We start from the raw sequence: 20,697 nt of genomic DNA on the forward strand, positions 1-20,697 counted from the left end.
TTAGTTCCCATCGGGCTTTGTTGCGGTTACAAACGAACTCATTGGCCAATAAAACTTTTCAAATGCCAATGGTTTTGCAGGATCAAAAACAGGAACTTCTTTTTTAATATACTTTGCAAGCGGTAAGTTTTGATTGCGGATACCGGTTATAATACACTTCGCCAGTTCATAAGCACCATAGGTGTTGAAATGTGTATTATCCTCCAGCCTGGTTGTTTGCCCCGGAAATGTATTCGCAGGGTAATGAACAAATGCCTTGATAGATTTTTCCGGCCCCCATGCTTCGTATAATACTTTACTCATTGCATTGAGATCAATCACAGCAACATTTTCTTCCTTAGCTGTGTGACGAACCGCATCAGGATAATCTTCTAATGTATTAACGATATGCCCGGTTGAATCAAATCTTCTGCGATGCATCGAAGTTACCAGCACAGGAATACCGCCTTTCTTTTTTACTTCACTGATATAACGTTGCAGGTTTTTCTTGTAAGAAGTAAATGCACCGATGCCCTCTCCTTTTTGCTTCATATCATTATGACCGAACTCAATGAACAGGTAATCACCCGGTTTCATAACACTCAAAATTTTCTCCAACCGTTTTGCGCTTAGAAAAGAATTCAATGCTTCTCCGCTTTCTGCATAATTAGCAACAGCTACCTTGCCCGGAATAAAAAAACGTGGAATCATTTGCCCCCATGATGCCCATGGCTCCCTGCTTTGATCAACCACTGTTGAATTTCCTGCAAGAAAAATTGTTGTTGCCGTTTTATTCGGAATGATTTCTATTGCGCAAACTTTCGGCAATGAATCGTTGAATTCAATCGTCAGCATATTATCCCAATGCAGGTATTCCGATTCTCTTGGTTTTAAACGCACCTTGGAAATGACGCTGCCATTTGCATCACGGATCAAGCTATCCTTTACATACACCGTAAAATTTTGTGAAACAATTTTCCCTTTTGCTGTTTTGATATTCTCCAGCATCAATCGTCTGCATTCAGTACGTACTGTTGTAGCTGATGTTCCTTTAGCGTCACCAAGAATAACTTTCACATCATAATTACCATCGGGCAATTTCACGGAAAAGTAAAATGGTTTATCTGAAGTAATAAAATCGCCTGATAATGTGTTGCCCCCACGATCGAACGCTTTCACCTGCGATCCATTTGTAAAACCATAACCAAGCTCTTCTGTATAATTTGATCCTTCGCCAATAGTGATATATCCTTTGGTGGGCCGTTCGTTACCAAAATCAAACTTGTAACTGGTTTGTTGGGCTTTTACAAAAACAGCTACCAATAAAACAGCAATAAAAAGAGCAGAAAATTTCATGTGCTTATGGTTTCAACAGTTGCAGTGAACTGTCGTTGATCACAAATTTGAATTGACTTAATAATTGATACATTTCAGCACCCGCTAAAATCACCGGGCCATAACCATGTGCAGCAAATACATTTACCGGACGATAGTAATAAAATGCAGGATCAAAGGCCATACCTGTGCCAACACAGGTGCCTTCTACCTGTCCCTGCGCATTTACTTTTGTGGTTACTGCATTCCATGCAAGTATTGCAGTTGGTGCATAGGTCATCGCATCGATCCATCCTTTGTTGATAGCATGTGTAATGCAGTAGGCATAAATAGCAGTTGCTGATGTTTCGAGATAAGAATCACTCCTGTCTAATAACTGATGCCAGAAGCCAGTACCATCCTGGTATTGCATCAAACCATTTACATGTGCCTTGAATTGTTGCAACACAAATGCTCTGCCGGGATGTGTTTCGGGTAATGCATCCAGCATTTCACTCATGGTCATCAGGGCCCAACCGTTTGCTCTTGCCCAACGGAACTCAGGATGATGTTCCATGCTCTCTACCCAACCATGCATATACACACCTTTCTCTTTGTTAAACATGCGTTTGGTGTAAAGCTGCAACTGGTTCACTGCATCATCATAATATTTTGTTTCGCCTGTAAGTTTGCCCATGAAAGCCATGGTAGGTACACCCATATACAAATCATCAAGCCAAAGTGTATTTGCCTGCGGACGCATACGTGCAAGTGTGCCATCATTTAAACGGTATTCTTTATTGACTACATAATCCGAAAGATGATCAATAATTGGACGCAGGTTATTACTTAAGCCGCTGTTTTGTGCTTTGATCATGGATGCACAAACTGCACCGCCGTCATCCAATGCATGCGGGTTGATAGGCTGATTTAAAAGTTTTGTTTTATTGATGTACTCGGGGCTGAACTTCTGTTTTACTGCAGGAATCCATTTCGCCAGAAAATCATATCTCGTTTTTACATACGCAGCATACTTTTTGTCGCCGGTTGTTTCGGCTGCACGTTGAAATGCAGAGTACGTAACACCCCACTCATAACTGGTTAAACGAAAATCACCTTGCTTCAAGACAGTGTTTGTATCCAATGCATTTACATCGGTTACTGCTGCACCTGTTTTCTTATTCATCATTTCTGCAGGTGTAACAGCATTGAGATAGTTGTACACTTTATCCACCACAGCCTTTACGCTTTCTTTTGTGGGCGCTCCGTAGGGAGAAGGATAATCCACCTTCATGGCATGTAACGGCGTAGTCACATCGTTTTGCTTCGGTTTAAGTTTAACCTGTGCATTGGCCGCAGCCGCAGTAATAAGTGCAGCACTTAGGATCATTTTTTTCATAACAAACAATTCGGTTTCGTAATTCTGCTAAATATATTATCTCTTTTACAAACAGTGATTAGATTTCAGCTTAACCGATTTCGTAATCTATGTTTGTTTAAATGAAAAAGACAGGTACTTTATTCCCTGCCCTTTTCTATCGATTGCTTTGCCGTAAAAACTATTTAGCTTACCATTTAAAAGGTAGGTAATAATCTTTCGCCATCAACTTTGCTCTTGCAGCTGAAGCGGCACCAGATGATATTCCTGATTTGATGAGTTTGTTATAAACCTTATCAGCAATAAATGCAGGTTCATTTCTCCTGATGGTTACTCTTAATAAATCGGACCAACGTTGTCCTTCATATGCCAGTTCTAATCCCCCTTCGTCCACCAATTGAGTTTCTAATTGCGAAATACTATCCTGAACATTTGCTGCGGTAAGCGGACGTGAAGGCAAGTAAGCCCTTCCCCGCAATCCGTTCATATCCCTATATACAGCCCTGAACTGTGGGTTGTCGCCACTCCTTGCATCGAAGTTATAAGGATAAGGAAGGTTCAGGGTGTTTTGAATGGCAGTTACATTTGCCGGAGTAGGATTGGGCGAATAAGCACTCCTGATACCCTGGTTAACTACAGCATAAGCAAGTTTCGGGTACCCATCACGGTTAGCGGCTTCACCAAAATGCTGCCATAAAGAAGCAGCACGGTACAACCACCAATCTCCACTTCTTCCGTTTGAATTAAGAGATGGAATGAATGTATTGCCATCCATATAATAGTACAGGTATTTCATAATCACGGGCTGTCCGCCTATGAATTTGTAGGTTAACCGTCCACGTGCATCAAACGGAAATCCGTTGAACTGTGTTTCACTGTTCCAGGCATCTAACGCTTGCTGCGAAGGTTTTACCTGGTATTGGCCACCAATGGGTGAGAACAACTCAATAAAAGGATTTTTTGGAGCGAAGTTGCTGCTGAAAGGTAACACCCAAATCCACTCCCAGTCAAATAGCGCATCGTAGCTGATCTTACCCCTGGCGAACATCGAACGCCAGCCCTCAGTATTACTATCGTACATCGCATTTATATCACTTTCACGGAAACGTGTGTATGCAATGGCGAGCGAGTTCGTACTTACATTGGGATCAAAATTTCCAACCAGATGATAATAATTTTTCTGTGTGTTTCCATTGCCGTCGTTGTCATACGTTGAAATAACATCCCTGTAATTAGTAGCTGCTTTGTTGTAGGATGCAGGATCATAAGCTGCATTCCATAAATGGAGGTCGCCAAGTAAAATTTTCTTGTGAATGAAAAATTTGTTGGTTCTGTATTGGTCAACCGTTGTAATCAATGTTGTATTGGTAGTATACAATTCTTTAGATGGTAAAGCTTCCATTGTTTTAATAAGCTCGGCTAACAACTGCTTAAAAGGAAGGTAAGGATAGTTTGCTTCGTTCTTTAAATCAGCAATAGACCCCAAAGGATTAGTAACATACGGAATACCTGTTGCGCCTTGCGCATCTTTGCTGAAATGAATACCTAACTGCAGGTAAACCCAGGTGCGTATTGCAGCTACATCGGAATAACGTTGGTTGTATTCGTCGGTTTTAAGTTTTTTCTCTGCTAACATTTTATCGAAATTCATCATCACATCGTTGCAATTGAGGATGACATCATAAAACGGCGTTGGACTTATATAAGGATTGTCAATAGCAACGGTGTGATTGCTCAACTGTTGTAAATAAAGGTCAGCGTTTCCGGTTGGAGACATAAGGTCGGCTCTCAACTCGTTCAGTAATACATAAGGTTTGGCAAGTTGCATAAACTTACCGTACACTCCTAAAACCGCTGCATCTGCATCAAATACGTTGCGATAAGTTTGTTCACCGGTAAGCACACTGGTGGGTTCTACATCTAATATTTTTTTGCAGGAAGACAACGACAATACTCCTGCAACTACCCACAAGCAAAAACACGATTTAAAAAAGTTCGATTTCATATTTTAATATCTTATACTTTTTAAAACTTATAATCCAAATCTAAGCCCAACCTGCACCGACCTGAATTGCGGCTCAAGCGTTATATCTACACCTTGCGCCAGCACACCCGGCATGGCGCTTACTTCAGGATCGAAGCCGAGGTATTTGGTAAGTGTGAACAAATTATTTCCTGTAACATATAACACTGAATATCGTAGAAACCCGGCTTTGATTGGCAACTGATAGGTAAGTGAAGCTGTTCTTAACCGGAAGTAAGAACCATCTTCAATCCACCTGTCAGAGAAACGACTGTTACCTATGGGATCACCAAATGATGCACGAGGAATGTTTGTTACCTGGCCATTGCTTCTCCAACGGTTTATTACTGCAGTCGTTTGATTATTGTAGTTCGATTGCGATTCCAATTGTCTCCTGGTGTAGTTGTAAATATCGTTTCCTTTTGAGAAGGTAAATAATACATCCAGCGCAAAACGTTTCCACTCAATTCTGTTAGTAATGGCACCTGTAAGATCGGGATTAGGATCTCCGATAATCTGCCTGTCTTTGTCATCAATTATATGGTCGCCGTTTGCATCCTGGAAATGAATATCACCACCTCTGAAAGGAAGGACGTTGCCATTAGCTTGCACGATGCTTAAACCTGCTGCCGTAGCTTCGGCATCTGAAGTAAATACACCATTCGTTTTATAACCATAAAACATATTTGGGCCATTACCTACGCTACTGATAATTGTACCGCCGGCATATTCCGTAAATATAGTATTGGGTAAGCCAGTTATTGTTGATTTATACGTTGCTACATTAAAGCCTGCATCCCATTTTAATGAAGGTTGATTAATAAGGCGTGCAGTAACTGACGCCTCCGCTCCTGTTGTTTTCATATTGCCTGAATTGGTCAGGGCAAAGGTTGTACCTGTTATGCTGGGTAAGGTTTCATTCACCAGCATCTTGTTTGTTTTGTTTTGATAAACGTCAATTGAAAAATTAAACCGTTCATTGAAGAATGCCGCATCCACACCTCCGTTCAACTTCGTTACACTTTCCCATTGCAATTGATCGTTGCCGAAATTGCCTCTAACCAACCCTTGTGTTCCAAGAAAATTTTGCGAAACATAATACTGTCTGGCATTATAATTACCGATATCATCGTTGCCCGAAAGACCATAAGAAGCCCTAAGTTTCAGTAAGCTGATTGTCTTGTTGTTCGCCATGAAAGTCTCTGATGATATGATCCATGCTCCTGCAACAGAAGGAAGAACTGCAAAACTGTTTCCACTCATTGATAAAGCACCAGGAACATTTTTTCCAAAGCGTGAAGAACCATCCACGGCCAGGTTCAGTGACAGAAAATACTTTTCACGCAATGAATAGTCGGCACCTACATATGTATTAATCCACCTGTATTTTCCCAAATCGCCTCCTGTTCTTCGTAACGCTGCAACACCATTTCCTACACTACGCAATTGATCCGTAGCAGAGTTGGCACCTAATGCAATATCCTGTTCGGTATTTGATTGCAGGAAACGCACACCGGCACGACCTGAAAAATGGTGAATATGTCGAAAAGTCTGATCATAAGAGAAACGGGTATCGTTATAGATACTCAGCATTCGCTTTGTTTGCGCTCCGAGACGATTGTCGGCAACAGTACCATTTTCCAATGTATCATTCACAACGCCTTTGGAAGGGATAAATAAATTTTCACGAACCTTGTCAAGCGTTACTGCAGCAAGAGTGCTTAAACTAAACAATTTTGAGAACGTATAATTAAATCCCATAGATCCAACAAAGCGGTAGTTTTTATTGAAGCCCTGCATTGTTGTGATTAATGCAACGGGATTGCTGACACCAAATGTGTCAACATCAGTAATTACAGGAGAAACAGCGCCGGTCGATGAAACTTCGTTTACACCAATGAGCGGAGACTTTATGAGCGCTACATACAACGGGTTAGTTTTGGAAGTAAGCCCCTGGTCTTTTAAGCCTAAATCATTATACGTAAAACTAAGGTTTGCAGTAGACGTCAACTTTCTGCTAAGATTAAAGTCGGCATTGAAACGAGTGTTGTAACGATTAATCTTAGTTTCTTTCAACACACCTGCATTAGACATAACACCTAATGTCAAGGCATATTTGGCAATGTTATCGCCACCTGTTACTTTAAGATGATAATTTTGGAATGTACTATTGTTGAACGCCTGCTTTTGCCAATTGATATTATTGTGATAGCGATAATATTCGGGATTGGATGAATTATCATTCATGAACGAATAACTTTTTATCTGCGTTTCAGTAGCGCCGGCTGATTGTAATACATCTGAAAGATAAGTTCGGTATTGAACCGCATTTAACAACGGAAGATTTTTTGGAGAAAAGTTTACGCCTCCGTAAGCTGCGAAATCAATTCTTGTTGACAATTCATTTGCCCTTGCTGTAGTAATAATAATAACACCGTTTGCGCCCTTAGTTCCATAAGTAGAAGAACCGTCTTTAACTACAGTAATGTTATCAATATCTTTTATGTCAACGTACGCTAACGGATTTGTATAGCTACCTGAGTTAATGGTTCCACCGTAGTCGGTAATATCATATATAATGTTATCAACGATTACCAAAGGCTGATTGTTTGTATATAAAGAAGAAATTCCACGAAGAAATAAATTAGCACCGCTGTTAGGCGTTCCTGACCGGCGAATAGCATTCAAGCCAGCTACCTTACCCTGCAAAAAAGCATCTGGTGTTTCATATGTACGGGTCCAGTTACCTTTTGATTGAATGGAGGTAACAGCATAGGGAATACGGCTGTTTGATACAGAACCATTAGGAACAACAGCGGCATCGTAAAAAGAAATGAAGTTGTCTTCATACATCGAAAAATCAACTGTTTTTCTGCCTTTCAAAGCAATTTCCTTAAGCTGAAATCCTTCTCCCTGCACAGTAATAGTAACATTTGCATTAGGAACTTTTAATCTAAAATGGCCGGAACTATCTGTAATTGCAGCAGAGTAATCTTGATAGGTAACACTAATCGCACGCAAAGGCATGCGGGTAGCAGCATCAGTAATTGTTCCCGTTATTTCTATCGGGTTTGACAAACCTTTCTGCTCTTGTTGAATAGCTACAGTATCGTTTTGTGCTTTTACCGTCACAAACGCTAAACACAATACTGGTATAAGCAATCCCTTTTTAAATATATTATTCACAAGTAAGTTTATTAGTATGATGATATAAATAATAATTAGAAGTAGATTTTCTATAAATCGGGCACAAGCTTTATGTAATCAAGATTTAACCTGTTGCCTCCCGGTTCTCCTGTTGTGGCAGTGGCATTCGTGAGAAACATATTTAATGTACCGTAGTTTAACATTGTATAGTCGCCTAAATACACTTCATTGAAATTTCGTGGAATAACATTTAATGGAGCTAAAGGCGCCACTGTTGGAAGTAAGTTTGTTCCTCTTGCTCCCATAGCTAAGCGCTGTGTAAATGCAGCAATTGCTATATTACCTCCTATGTTAAGTGTATCATTAGGTGCTACCCAATAAACCTTATACTTAACAGAAGGCAACCTTTGTACACTGTACTGTGCATTTAAAGAAGTAATACCATGACCATAGGCAAACATATCAGTAAACAATTTGCCGGTGGCTGAAATGCGTGAGCGGATAAATACAGCCGACACATTGTTTTGCCTCGGAGTAACCGCAACTCCGTTTACATCAAAAAAACCACGGTAATTTTCTCCCTCTACGACTACTGCACGTATTTTTTCTTTGGGATCGAAGTTTATGTCACTCATTACATAAGCAATACCATTACTCATCTTACGTGTCTCTGTAATTTTGCTTACATCAATAGGGATCTTAACACCATATTTCGACGTGAGGAAAGCCGGTAATTGAGCCTGGGTATACACGCCTTCTACAATCAGGTCTTTCACTACATGAAACGAAGCAAGATTTTTAGTACTGTCGGCAGTGCTGGTTTTAAAGAAGGGATTCATTTTGATGACTTCTGCATTAAGAGCGGCATCATTCAAAATAAAATAAGTGTATTGCTTTTCTTCATTCTCCAGGTTATATACATCAGTATTAAACAGGTTACGAAGCACACTGTCAGTACCTGGACGATAAATCGGCTGGCCCGTTTGTGTACTGATGCTGTCAATGATGGCATTGGTAGCATCAAAAACGTTACGGGTAAGCGATGCTATAAATGCACTCTGCTGAAATGTGGTTTTTGTGTTGTTCACAAGTTCCCATGCATTGGGGTATACGGGGGCAAAATTATTTATTACCTGTAACACACCATTGCTTACATATTTATCTGCTTCAGTAATTGTTGCCTCATCAAATTTGGTACTTGTAAATGTTACTCTCTTACCATTCAACATTGGCACCCTAAGAGGTATCGCTGCGTTTCGTGTGAAGTAAGACTGATAAGAAATATGATTGGAAACAAATTGTTTTAAACGAACACTATCCGCTACAATGGCCGGATCAAGTGTCTGTAATGCATCGTTGACAGGTGCCCACACAGTGTAAGTTTTTGAAGAAGCCAACTCTTTATCAATACCCGTTTTTTTAACATATTCGAAAAACTTGCTAAGATTAGCACGTCCACCGATTTCATCCAGCAAAGTCTTTGTCAAATCCGGGTTTTCTATATTGGTATGGTCTTCCCATTTCTCACATCCTGACATCACCACGACGAATGCGAATAGCCACAAAAATTTTGTTTTCAAATACATCGTTTTTAATTTATAATGCAATGCTTTTTATTATCTCTTTCGTTTTTATTCTTTTATCACATTTCAAATTGCGTATGTTATGGGATAATGTTACCATTCCTTGCAAAAATTGGCCGTAGTTGATTATCATTTACCGGAATGAATTGTATCATATCCAGGTAGTTCAATTCCTGCCCTGAAGAATTTGCGAGAAAAGTGATTCTTATAGTATGTCTGTCCGTAGTTGCCACATCCACAGTACCTACTAACCTTGCTACGTTGTTGCGGTCAGGTGTTGTATTATCTGTTGGAGCCTCTGTGTATTGCTTATAACCCAATGCTTCCAATTCACCCGGCGTACCAACAGGTTTTTGTTCGGAAAAATCAAATGTCCTTTGCATAGGTACCCCATCAAAATCTACACGGTTAGGAAAGGCGGGGTTGTTAGTGGATGCTCGTCCACGATAATAGCAAACCCAAATCTTGTATCGCCCTTTTACCAGCAATGGAGTACGGAACTCAATCCAAAGATTTCTTGATGTATTCCCCATACCAGGTCTCAAATAATCAGCCCGCCATCCATAATACGTAGTGCTGGTTGGTGCAACACAGCAATAGGCTGTATAGCTGGTTGTAGAGGTGTTGGCAAAACTGGTGATACCAGCGAATGTTCCTTTGGCAAAAAAAGTTCCGCCACCGGTACTGGTAATATTATTAGCCGTTGTAGCCTGGCGGTAAACATTCGTCAGTTTCATTAATTCCGGCTGTTCAGCCACGTCAAAATCAATTCTTATCGGTACTCTTATCTTGACAGCAAAATGCGCTGTGGCAGTGTGCACTACACCATTACTTGCAGTAACATCGCTTTTTATTCGGTTCAATGGAATTCCGGGTTCATGCTTGCCATTAAAAATAATATCGTTCAGCAATACCACTTCACCATCAAGGCTTGGCGTTACCACTTCAAGTGGTTGAAGTGTTGGTACAGAAACTGTCGAAACAATATCAGCAAGATATCTTGCATCAGTAAAAATGTGGTAAGCAACATACATATGTAAACTGTCATTCACATTTTTCGGATTTCCAGTTTTGGAATACCTCGCCTTTAACGCTGCATAGCTTGTAATTCCTGAATCTGCAAGTGCCTGGTTACTTTCCGCTATTACTGTAAGATAGCGTCGTGTTGTATCGGGATTGTTTAAAATGTTTAGTGAATCGAAATAACCTGTTTCTTTCAAAGCCTGCGTAAAGATTGAAAAATCAGGATTTGCTTCAACAGTTTGTGCAACAGTCTTTGTAGCAGCTCTTAAAACATTGTCGAGTACATGTATATTGCCATTTGCCAGTCGAACATTTGGTTGAACAATGAGTGCCTGCCTGTTCACAGTATAGCTTGAAACTCCGTTAACAGTTGTAACACCTGTCAACAAGTATTGACCTAACATCGTCACTTTTGGCAGTTTACCATCGGTGAAAGAATTCGTGTTGATAGTATCCTGGATCATGTGGAGCTTAACAATATCCTGTATTTCAGTTAGAGTAAAAGCATCAATAGAAGTCTTACCCATATCTGTAAGGAATTTTTTCACGCCTGCGTTAGTAGGCGCAAAAACAGTATACGAACCATAAGCATTCAGAAAACTGCTGTAGCCTGCTTTATCTACCATTTTTGCAAACTCCGAAAAATTGCCGGGGTCTTTGAGCAGGTAGTCATAAATGTTTACATCATCAGTGGTAGCAGTAACAATTACCAGTTTTTTACAACTGCTTAAATTGCCCAATGTAATTATACACGCTACAACTGCTATGATGAAAGAATATTTTGTACGCATTTCAAATTATTTATAGAATGGATTTTGAACTAAATTTTTATCTGTTTGCAATTCGTATTGGTTGATTGGCAAATAATGACTGTTAAAGTCTCTGAATTTAGCAATAGCCGATTGCTGAAGATTTCCCGGAACTGTTCTTGAAACCATCTCCAGCAAAATATTAAGCTGCTGGTAATTATTTCTTTTAGCAAAGCGTAAAACATCATACCACCTTTTGCCTTCGTAGGCAAACTCACGAGCCCTTTCTTCTAAAAGATATTCAAGTACAGCTTGTGTATTGGAAGGATCAACAATGCGTGAGGTGCCTGTACCGGAGCTTCCACCCGTATTTAAAGCTCGTCCTCTTTGGCGTATTATATCAATTAAATCGAGAGCCTGTTGACCGCTGCCGGTCATTGCTAAAGCTTCGGCTTTCATCAGTAAGATATCTGCATACCGGTAAACAATCCAATGTGCATACGATTCCGCTTCTGCACGAACATTATTGTCATCAACACCCACGTATTTCCATATACGACTATCACCAAAATTGGCAGCCGCACCTTCGCCGCGGATATCTTTTTTTGTAGGATCCAAGGGATCTGCCTGGTATAGACCGTCATTAGGATCTGTTACAATATTTGAAGCCAGGAAACGAGGCCTGGTGCGAAACATTGGATAGAAACTGTTCAGTTTTTGTTTATCAAACTGAATTTCAAAAATGCCTTCGTTTGAATTGCCATTAAAAAATACAGTTGGAAACCAATTTGAATTGCCCGACACTAAGCCATATCTTCCTGAATTAATAACCTTATTGCAGGCCGCAATCGCCTCAGGATATTTTTCCATCCATAGATATACGTCGGCTTGAATTGCGTTTACTGTAAAACGGGTGATTCTTCCCTTATCTGCCGCCTGGTTATTATAAGTTAGAAGTGCATCTGTTTCTGCTTCGCTCAAATCTTTTACAATTTGCTGTAGCACTACTGTTCCAGTACTTTTCGCCAACTGTTCAAGTTGGTCATCACTTGAAGTGGCTTTCAATACAAGGGGTACATCTTTGAATGTTCTCACTAAATAGAAATACATTAATGCCCGCAATGCTTTGGCTTCAGCCAAATAACTGTTCAAAGCCTGTTGCGAAAATGTTGCATCGTTTTTCAATACTTCCGGCGCAAAATCAATAACAGTATTGCAATAATTAATTGTCCTGTACACCGACCTCCAGTTGGTAATGCTGTTGGTTTCAAGAATATTGACATTCATCACATCAAGCTCCTCATTTATTATACCGGTGGAAGGCGTTAACATGTCTGCTCTTAACTCGCCCCAGAGAAAAAGATTTTCAGTTATTCCCCTATCGTAATTAAGGCCGCTTCCTGATGGACCTATAAGAAGAGAAGCATAACAACCCAAAACTGCAGCATGCACCTGCTCTTTTGTTTTCCAAAAGTTTTGACGAATAATTCCATTTTCTGGTTCGAGCGCCAGCCATTTTTTACAGGAACTTGCCGAAGAAAGGATAACCAGCAAGCACAAGCATTTAAATATTTTATTACGCAGTTTCTGCATTTTCTTAGTTTTTTACTTTAAAACGAAGCGGTTAATCCAAGTGTAAGTGTTTTTGTAGGAGGCGTCATTGACTGATCAGTTGCTACACGAAACGGATCGCTTCCACGTGTTGACACTTCTGGATCCTGGCCGGTGTAACGTGTCCATGTAAACAAATTCTCCATCGTTAAATAGCCGCTCAAATTTTTAAGCTTTAATTTTTTTACAAGAGTTTGCGGAAGAGTATAACGAACAGTGGCTGTTCTAAAACGAACAAAGGAAGCATCCTCTACGTACCTGTCGGAACCAAGCCAGTTATAACCCGAGCCAAATAAGGCTCTTGGAATATCTGTTTCATCGCCGGGCTTGCGCCATCTTCCTAAAACTGCAGTACTTTGGTTATCGTAACCATACATGTTTGTCGTTGTCATTTTCGTTTGGTTAACAACATCGTATCCATAACGATAATTAAAGAACACAGTAAATTTTAAAACACCTTTGTAAGTTATTCCACTACCAAAGCCACCAGTGAATTTAGGATTGCTGTTACCGAGATAAACAACATCCATATAGTTGATATTTCCATCGTGGTTAATATCCTCGTAAATAGCATCACCGGGTTTGAAAATATAATCAACACTAGGATAATTAAACCGCATATAAACTGTTTGGCCATTGGGGCCGATGATGGGTTTGCCGCCTGCACCCTTTGCGATGGTTGACTGCTCATCTTTATATACACCTAAGTATCTGAAACCGTAAAAGGAACCAAATGGATTATCAACCTGCATGTAGGTTTTGTATTGACCGTTAGTTGTGATGTTTCCTTTTTCTGTTGGATAGAATGGTGATATTTCACGAATGATATTTTCGTTACGTGAAATGTTGAAATTGAAATCGACCGTTAAGTTTTTACTTTTAAAGGGAATAGTATTTAAACCCAACTCCCACCCTTGATTATCGAGTGTACCCACATTCATATTTACTGCATTGAAACCTGTAAATGATGAAATTTGCAACCCTTCAAAAAACAGATTTTCTGTGCGGTTTTTATACATCTCAACGTCAAGAATAACTCTGTTCTTGAACATGTTTAAATTAATACCTACGTTCATACCTGTTATAGTTTCCCAACGCAGATTTTTCAATTCCATATTAGCAGGATAAACAGCAGCCTGACCTAGATAACCCCAGTCGAAGTTTGAATATGTATTGTAAAAGGTATAGTCTTTTCGAGGGGCGTTACCACTAATACCATAACTGGCTCTAAAGCTTAAATCATCCATCCATTTTTCAAACTTCTTCATAAATGGTTCACCAGACAAACGGTAACGGGTAGAGACAGACGGAAATAATCCATAACGGTAATCGGCACCGAATCTTGAATTGCCATCACCCCGCAACCCTACATTGATAATGTAACGGTCGAGAAAATTATATTGTGTACTCCATGTTGCACCAATGCTCCTTGTTTGATAAACTCCTGAACTTAGCGCAAGGTCATTGTTTTGAGTTCGTGAAGGATTAGATGGATCTACAAAAAGTGATGATGCCGTGTTAGATGTACGTGCTTCCTGTGTTATCCCTTTATTGTCGTAAGTGAAGAAGATAAGCGACGACATTAAATCGTGTTTCGTGCTTTTTATTTTTGGTGTAAAAATTAAGCTTGATTTTGTTTGCACATTAAATACATCTACATCACCATCGTAAGTTCTGTTCACCGAAGTTTCTGTCCACGGGCGGCCTGTAGCAGTTTGCGGTAGGAAAGACTTGTTCTTGGTATTATTGATGTCGAACTGAACATCAAAAACGGCTTGCAATACTGTAGGAATAACTGAATACTGGAGGTTAAAATGCGGCGTTACTCTTTCCGTGACAATATTGTAGCGTGCATCGGTAGCCATTGCTACGGGATTAACAGTACCAACTATATTATTGCTGTTGTTAATACCTGCATATCCTCCCTGTATGTTTGAAGCAGGAGAAAAAAAGTTTGGCGTCTTATTCCCAAATTCATCGTATTCATAAATGCTCATGTTGGGCATTTTTCTATATGCGATGTCTCTCAAATTATTTGCATAATTCCTGTCATTATTGGTATGCGAAAAAGACAAGTCGCTGCGGAACTTAATTCTTGTTGAAACATTATAGTCTAAATTTATTCTTGTGCTGATCCTGCTCAGGTTTGTACCGATTGTTGTACCCTGCTGACCCAAATAACTTAACGAGGCATAATAACGTGCTTTATCTCCCCCACCCGTCATTGAAATATTATGGTCGTGTGTAGAACCAAGCTTTGTAATGGCATCTACCCAATTTGTATTGTTGCTATAGTTATAATACCAATAAGGATCATTAGGATCGTATTGAAATTCCTTTACAGTTTGCGTATTTAAAGGAACTCCATTTCTGTTCATATATGCTTCCGGGATCAGTGATGAATACTGGTCGCCGGTAAGCATGGGAATGGCATTAGGCTGTTTTGATACAGAGCCTTTAAATGTATAAGTTAAAACAGGTTTTCCGATAGCACCTCTTTTTGTGTTGATGACAATAACTCCATTTGCGGCTCTTGAGCCCCATACAGCAGTTGCTGCAGCATCTTTCAAAATAGTAATGTCCCTGATATCAGTTGGTGCAATATTTAATAATGATGCGTATCCTAATTCATCGGCTGTACCAAAATTGAAATCGGCAGGTACCGATGTTTCATACGGCATACCATCAACAACAATCAATGGATCGCTTGAAGAATTAATGGAAGATGTGCCTCTGATGCGTATTTGCATGCCCGCACCAGGATCACCAGAGTTAGCTGTAATATCCATCCCCGGAAGTCTTCCTTGCAATGCCTGGTCAATGGAAGTGGCCTGCATTTCTTCCAGGTCTTTTGCATTAATTCTTGTGGTAGCAGTTGTAATATCTCTCTCCTTTATTTGCATCATACCATTGTCACTTCTTCTACGTGAAATGACAATTACCTCCCCGAGACTTGCCGCAACAGTATTCATTGTAACATTAAAGTTGGTTCGGTTTCCAATAGCTAATTGAATCGTTTCCGTGCCTATGTACGAAAATGTAAGGGAGTCTGACTTGCTTTGAATCCTGAGGGCAAAATTACCTTCAACGTCAGTTTTCACAGCTCTTACCGTTCGTTGATCACGATCAACTTCAGCAACAGTAACATTCTGAAGCGGTTTCTTGTCCTTGTCAACCACACGTCCCTGAACCGTGATTGAAGCCGGAGTGCCCTGTGCTTTTGCAATAGTATTTGCAAAAAGAAAAACAAAGCATAAAACAATCAGTTGCGGTACCATTTTTTTCATATTGCAGTTTGTGTAGTTCACTAAAATGTATACTTTAAATAGTTGTCGATTAAATGAATGACCGTTCTGTTAGAAAGGTTATTACTTTTTGCTAAAATCAGGTTTGCCTGCCGGTTATTCATGTCTGTAATTTTCATACTGCCGGGTAGGTTGATCACCGAAAGCGGCATTATTTCTCCTACTGGATTTTTCAACAATGTTTCGAAAGCCCCCGACTCTTTTCCATTAGGTATTAAAGTCCTTTTAGCAAGGATATGATAGAGAATAAAATTGCTCACCTGGCCTCTTTGAGTTGACGTCCATGACGGAGCATTGAAATTCGGTACACCTGTAGAAGTATTGCCAGGAAGAACGCCATCTTTTACTGCCTGCGATATAGCAGCATTAGAAGGAACAAAAACTGTATAAAGTGTTCCGGCAACAGTACCGGTTATTTCACCTGTTGCTGCTGTATATACATCGGAGCGAACTAAATATTTGGCGAAATTATTAAAGTCAGAAGTTATTGCCGCCGATGTATCGCCAAGGTTGAGAATGTGTTTTCCGATATTGACAGAAGTGAATGTTAGCAAACCATTGAGATAGTACACCTTTCCATTTTTTGTGGTCCTTGAACTGTCTACTGTCACCACTTTACTATTATCCTGCGTGCCAACCGAAATAATCTGGTTGTTATTCCACTTTATAAACTCACCGTTATAAGCTTCTGCAATTCCAGCGGAATTTGATATATCTGCTAAATCGCCAGGTATTACACTAGTATTTAGAATACGCAGCAAATTCTGACGGACAGCTTCTCCTGATGTAGTGGTAGTACCGGATGTAAACGTGTAAAGGTTACTGTTTGTGTTATAATCGTAACCTGCAGCTCTTAACACGTCATCAGGCATCATAAACACTGTAAATCTTGAGCCGAGAAAACTAACTATAAATTTCAGATCCGTATTCAACAGCCTTGTCATAATCGAAAACCTGGGATCAAGATAAGCCCTTGAATACACACTGGAGAAAACATTTGCTTCCTGCACTTTGTTGGCTCCATAAAAAATACCGTTGCTTAATATTTTTTTATCCATTATCTCGGTAAGAGGATTAAAGCGTGCTTCCTCTCCTAAAAAATTATTAGTTGAAGAAAACTTGCTTGGCCAAACAGGCGCTTGCCACATATGTGCATTTAAAAAATCCTGTAAAATGGAAGGAGGAGTATTATCGAAAGACTGATAATATTCAAGGAGAACATTTCGCTCATAGTTTAAGAGCACATCGTTTGTGGGAACGAAAATTGTCCAGCAGTTTTGCTGTCCATCATTATCCTGTAGTTTAAGATAATTCTCGTTGTTTAATGAAAAGGCAAGAGCGCTGTTATACGTTTTTACAAAAACCTGTTTGTTCTCACCCGATAACAACTTATAGCGATTGGTGGCATCTGCGTTCAAGGTAAAGCTGACCAGGTATTTGTCGTAAAGTTTTTTAAACTCACTATATTCAGGTTTGCTTCGTAAATACTCATCAATCGAGGGCAGAGGTGAGATGACTCTGTCAATTTCATGTATAATGCCGTTTTCTGCGGCGATATCTTTTGTTACCACTTTGGCTTCACCCACATTGAAACCGCTGTATTGGGAATTAGGAAAAAAATAATTGTAATCAGTAGCAGTTAATCCTCTGTTCGTAAAATATTGGTCGGTAAAATAAGTAATGTATTTGTTGTTATTATCAACGCTTACATAGGGATTGGCAGTACCGTTACGGTTTGACTGAATAAATTTTGCGTCGGATGGCAATACCTGTCCATTCTGCGCTGTATCGTTATAAAAACCTGTATAATAAGCGGTGCGGCGTCTGAATGCCAGGTTAGGCATCCAGCCGGTAGATGACTGATAGTCGTCCAATGTTTCTTTGGTAAATGCATTGTAAGTTAACAGGTATTGCACCATTGCTCGTGACATTGCGGAATCGATATTGTCAGTGCCGGCTATACCCCTGTCTTGAAAGAACTTTGTAAATGCAGAATCATTGGGAGCAAACAGCGTCCAGTACCCTGCTGAAGACAGCGTACCCTTATAACCCGCCTTATCAATTACCTTAAGTAAAGTTGCAAACTTACCTTTTGCCTGCAATTGCTGGTAAATAGGCTGCTCTAAATTGGATGGGCGCTCATAAAATTTGTCGAACTTCTTTTGGCACGCAAACAACAAACTTGTCGTGACCAAAAAGAGGAATACCTGTTTTATTTTTTTAGACATACTACAGATCATTTCTTATTTCGTTTGATAAATACAGAATTTCGGATTTGATATAACATACAAATCGATTGTTTGAAAAGGAGCGGCTAATGTGAGGTGTAAAAGGGAAAACTGGTGCCGGAAATGGCAGTATACAGCAGCAAGTTTTTTAGCAATGGACATACAGCAGCAATCTTTGTTTCAGCAATCAACTTTTATTTAAACCATTAATACAGCAATTAATGATTTAATAACAGTACTAAATTAATTCAGTGTACATGTTTAACCGTCATGTGCCGTCCTGAGAAGGATAGACTGTTCACTCAATCGATGCCAAAAGTATTTCAATGAAAAAAGGCTGCACTTAGCAGCCTTTTAAAAATGTCTTATCGAACCAATTACAAATAACCTGGATTTTGCATTGCTTGTTTTTCGGCTCCAGTCAGGTTCTTCCCGTTTAACTGAATACCGTCAAGAAATGTTTGAGGAATAGGGCGTAACAAATGTTTATCCTGAACGTTGGGAGCTGCTTCCGGATTAAAGGCTTTAGCACGGGCTACTAAAGTTTTAGTTCGGGATAAATCTTCCCATCTTTTAAACTCACCCGCCAATTCTCTTGAACGTTCATTTAATACAAAACACAACATTCGATCATAAACAGATGTGTAACCCAATTTGGAAATGATATATTCATCCTGTGCTGGTAATGGAGAAATGGTTGTTACATTCAAACTGGTAGCTGTTGTAGGGGTTGCCAGCAGGCTAAAATTGTTGGATTCAGCATATGAATTTTCAGCGACAAAGGAAAAAGGTATTCCCCCCTGCAATGTTGCATTGCTGGCACCGCCACCATCATAATATGCGTTGCGGTTTTCGCCTGCTTGGTATTGGGCCCTTACTCTAACAGGATTGATGTAAGCCAATGCATCGTTAAACGTGCCAGTGCCCATAGCAGCAAGTCGTATTTTAGCTTCAGCAGCTATTAAATAAGTTTCTGCACTTCGTGCTAAAGTGATATCACGTAGCCCTCTTGTATCGGCAATACCTCCTACCCTCGAGCCATCAAAGAATTTACTCAGAGATGGGAAACGAACATCTGCATAGAAGGCCCCATCAGTTGTAGTGCCACCAGGATAGGCTACATAAACATTTGCAATTGGACGGCCCGTTCTTTCATACGGTACGGTATTTAGCATTTTATATGATGCAAACCTGTTATCGCCGGGTTGATTAATAATAAATACAAGCCCCATATCTCCATTTACATAAGGCGCTACAGCCTTATTTACGAGGTACTTTGTCCGGAAACTTTTCCAGAACCTCGAGTCATTTACTAAATCATACGCTCTGAACATAAAATAGCCCGTGGCAAGACGACTAAATGGCCTGTCTCCGCTTACATCCCGCTGCATTTGCGGTACGCCCGCATCTTCATAACGACCTCCATAGTAAAGATGCTGCTGATTAGAGCCGCTTGCAGAAAGATCTGAAGTGAATTGTGCAGAAAAGATTATTTCACTCAGGTTTTCATTGGCACTGTTAGGAGCGGTATATTTCCACAAATCGCCAAAGTTGGGTGCCAAAGGATGACGGGAAATGATACCATCACATAACGGAATAATGGCCGCCAGATCTGCTGCCTTGGTACCACTGTTCCATGAATTATTTATTTCACTTGCACGACTGAGGTATGCTTTCGCTAAGTAATGTGCAGCTGCATCTTTTGTTATCTTAGAAGGGCCACCTGTATTTGATAAGAGATTAAAAGCCTGTGTGAAATCTGCAATTATAAGTTCAAATACTTCTTTTGGAGTTGCACGTGTAAATTCTAATTCTACCGTTGTACTGGATTTAGTTTTTAACGGCACCCCTCCGTATTGGCTTACAAGTCTGAAATAATTGTATGCACGAATAAAGTATCCTTCTCCTAAAGCAGTCTTCTTTATAAGGTCTGCAGTGGATGCACTTGCTGTTGCATTTTCAATAATCAGGTTTGCATGACCAATGCCTATGTATAAATGATCCCATTGTGCCTGGGCAGTAATAGTATTCGTTGTAATACTGGGAATAACGGCTGCCAGTCCATTACCATAAGAATTATGTTGTGCGTTTGAGTTATCTCCTCCCATATGAAATTCATCCGTTCCATAGTTCATATTTGAAAAAATATGCTCGCCATTAAAAGGCACACAAAATGAATGATGATAAGCACCGTTAACAAGAGATACGATTCCAGGATCAGTTTTGTAATAATCCAAACTCACTGCCGTATTAAGAGTTTCATCTAAGAACTTCTTTTTACAGGAAACAGCAGTTGATAGTACTGCAATGATTGCTATGGTAATAAAAAAATTATTCTTTTTCATGAGCTGAAGTTT

The 20,697-nt window shown here is 39.8% G+C and carries 10 protein-coding genes; all 10 read right to left on the minus strand.

Annotated elements, in window-relative coordinates; translation table 11 throughout:
- The 10 genes from ACO1QW_RS10720 to ACO1QW_RS10765 all read right to left on the minus strand — a co-directional run bounded on the left by ACO1QW_RS10720 (position 1) and on the right by ACO1QW_RS10765 (position 20,685).
- Entirely contained in the window at positions 1-1,335 is a 1,335-nt protein-coding gene (locus tag ACO1QW_RS10720) for a rhamnogalacturonan acetylesterase (RefSeq protein WP_486258353.1), read from the minus strand.
- A 4-nt stretch (positions 1,336-1,339) separates the two neighbouring features.
- Positions 1,340-2,692, minus strand: coding sequence for a glycoside hydrolase family 88/105 protein (locus tag ACO1QW_RS10725; RefSeq protein ID WP_486258355.1), 1,353 nt, complete (start codon positions 2,690-2,692; stop codon positions 1,340-1,342).
- Positions 2,693-2,861: 169 nt separating this feature from the next.
- Complete coding sequence (locus ACO1QW_RS10730) at positions 2,862-4,676, minus strand: RagB/SusD family nutrient uptake outer membrane protein (protein WP_486258357.1); 1,815 nt, start codon at positions 4,674-4,676, stop codon at positions 2,862-2,864.
- Between the two features lie 27 nt (positions 4,677-4,703).
- Positions 4,704-7,880, minus strand: a complete 3,177-nt coding sequence (locus ACO1QW_RS10735) for a SusC/RagA family TonB-linked outer membrane protein (protein WP_486258359.1) — start codon at positions 7,878-7,880, stop codon at positions 4,704-4,706.
- Positions 7,881-7,930: 50 nt separating this feature from the next.
- Positions 7,931-9,421, minus strand: a complete 1,491-nt coding sequence (locus tag ACO1QW_RS10740; protein WP_486258361.1) for a fasciclin domain-containing protein — start codon at positions 9,419-9,421, stop codon at positions 7,931-7,933.
- An 83-nt stretch (positions 9,422-9,504) separates the two neighbouring features.
- Positions 9,505-11,238, minus strand: a complete 1,734-nt coding sequence (locus tag ACO1QW_RS10745; RefSeq protein WP_486258363.1) for a fasciclin domain-containing protein — start codon at positions 11,236-11,238, stop codon at positions 9,505-9,507.
- Positions 11,239-11,244: 6 nt separating this feature from the next.
- The gene (locus ACO1QW_RS10750) at positions 11,245-12,789 is read right to left on the minus strand and encodes a RagB/SusD family nutrient uptake outer membrane protein (protein WP_486258365.1); all 1,545 of its coding nucleotides are present in this window, start codon (positions 12,787-12,789) and stop codon (positions 11,245-11,247) included.
- Between the two features lie 17 nt (positions 12,790-12,806).
- The gene (locus ACO1QW_RS10755) at positions 12,807-16,094 is read right to left on the minus strand and encodes a SusC/RagA family TonB-linked outer membrane protein (RefSeq protein WP_486258367.1); all 3,288 of its coding nucleotides are present in this window, start codon (positions 16,092-16,094) and stop codon (positions 12,807-12,809) included.
- A gap of 20 nt (positions 16,095-16,114) precedes the next feature.
- Positions 16,115-18,340 carry a fasciclin domain-containing protein gene (locus tag ACO1QW_RS10760; protein WP_486258369.1) on the minus strand — a complete coding sequence of 742 codons (2,226 nt, stop codon included), beginning with the start codon at positions 18,338-18,340 and terminating at the stop codon, positions 16,115-16,117.
- Between the two features lie 377 nt (positions 18,341-18,717).
- Positions 18,718-20,685, minus strand: coding sequence for a RagB/SusD family nutrient uptake outer membrane protein (locus tag ACO1QW_RS10765; protein WP_486258371.1), 1,968 nt, complete (start codon positions 20,683-20,685; stop codon positions 18,718-18,720).
- Between the last annotated feature and the right edge of the window lie 12 nt (positions 20,686-20,697).

It is taken from the genome of Lacibacter sp., from assembly GCF_057361365.1.